The sequence below is a fragment of the Bradyrhizobium sp. WSM4874 genome, from assembly GCF_055811835.1.
In genome coordinates this window covers 1-384 of the sequence record NZ_JBVVPR010000231.1, presented here as the reverse complement: position 1 = coordinate 384, position 384 = coordinate 1, and the positions used below count along the sequence as shown (strand labels likewise).

At 63.8% G+C, this 384-nt stretch carries 1 protein-coding gene; it reads left to right on the top strand.

From position 1 onward, the window contains the following. The coding region (locus AC0L3P_RS40160; protein WP_473309479.1) for a transposase at nt 1–384 on the top strand (384 nt) is incomplete at both ends.

Below are 384 nucleotides of genomic sequence, written 5' to 3'. Positions count from 1 at the left end.
TTACCCGACAGAGAGCCAGCCACTGCGCAGGCCTGGCTCGCGGGGCAACCACAGATCGCTGTGGTCGCGCGCGACCGCGGCGGCGGTTACGCCCTTGCTGCGGCCAAGGCACTCCCGCACGCCACCCAGGTCGCCGACCGTTGGCACCTCATGGAGAACGCCAGCCACGCCTTTCTGGATGCGGTTCGCAAATCCATGCGCCAGGTCCGCATCGCGGTCGGCTCCGCCACCATAAATCCCAACTTATTGACCGCCGCCGAGCGCATTCAATATGAGGGTTATCTTCGGCGAGAAGACACCAACGCGACAATCCTCAAACAGGCTGAGACGGGCGTCTCCATAAAGGAGATCGTACGGCTCACCGGCCATAGCCGGGGCCTCATC